Below are 1,087 nucleotides of genomic sequence, written 5' to 3'. Positions count from 1 at the left end.
AAAAACAAGCTAAGCATACTTCCGAACTCAAGCGGAAGGATTGTGTAGCAAAGCACACTGTACGACACAAAACATTTTTGGGTTGTATGGTTAAGTGACTAAGCGTACACGGTGGATGCCTTGGCAGTCAGAGGCGATGAAGGACGTACTAACCTGCGAAAAGCTGTGGGAAGCCGGTAAGAGGCGTTAGACCCGCAGATGTCCGAATGGGGAAACCCAGTGAGTTTACTCACTATCCCAACATGAATACATAGTGTTGGGAGGCAAACCGGGAGAACTGAAACATCTAAGTACCCCGAGGAAAAGAAATCAACCGAGATTCCGTTAGTAGCGGCGAGCGAACGCGGACTAGCCCTTAAGCTAGATAGGTGTTAGTGGAATCATCTGGAAAGATGAGCGATACAGGGTGATAGCCCCGTACACGACAATGCTTATTTAGTGAAAACGAGTAGGACGGGACACGTGGTATCCTGTTTGAAGATGGGGGGACCATCCTCCAAGGCTAAATACTCCTGACTGACCGATAGTGAACCAGTACCGTGAGGGAAAGGCGAAAAGAACCCCTGTAAGGGGAGTGAAATAGAACCTGAAACCGTGTACGTACAAGCAGTGGGAGCACCTTCGTGGTGTGACTGCGTACCTTTTGTATAATGGGTCAGCGACTTACATTCTGTAGCGAGGTTAACCGAATAGGGGAGCCGTAGGGAAACCGAGTCTTAACTGGGCGAATAGTTGCAGGGTGTAGACCCGAAACCGGGCGATCTATCCATGAGCAGGTTGAAGGTTGGGTAACACTAACTGGAGGACCGAACCCACATCTGTTGAAAAAGATGGGGATGACTTGTGGATCGGAGTGAAAGGCTAATCAAGCTCGGAGATATCTGGTTCTCCTCGAAAGCTATTTAGGTAGCGCCTCGAGCGAATACCATTGGGGGTAGAGCACTGTTTGGGCTAGGGGGTCATCCCGACTTACCAACCCCATGCAAACTCCGAATACCAATGAGTACTACTCGGGAGACACACGGCGGGTGCTAACGTCCGTCGTGAAAAGGGAAACAACCCAGACCGCCAGCTAAGGTCCCAAAGT

The 1,087-nt window shown here is 50.0% G+C and carries 1 rRNA gene; it reads left to right on the top strand.

Going from position 1 to position 1,087, the window contains the following annotated elements:
* Nucleotides 1-88: 88 nt before the first annotated feature.
* Nucleotides 89-1,087 (top strand): 23S ribosomal RNA (locus ABGI61_RS16735); the annotation flags it as partial.

Origin of the sequence: Rheinheimera fenheensis, assembly GCF_039871805.1 — a bacterium.
In the GTDB taxonomy this organism is placed as follows: Bacteria; Pseudomonadota; Gammaproteobacteria; order Enterobacterales; family Alteromonadaceae; genus Alishewanella; species Alishewanella fenheensis.
This window is presented reverse-complemented; position numbering and strand designations above follow the sequence as displayed.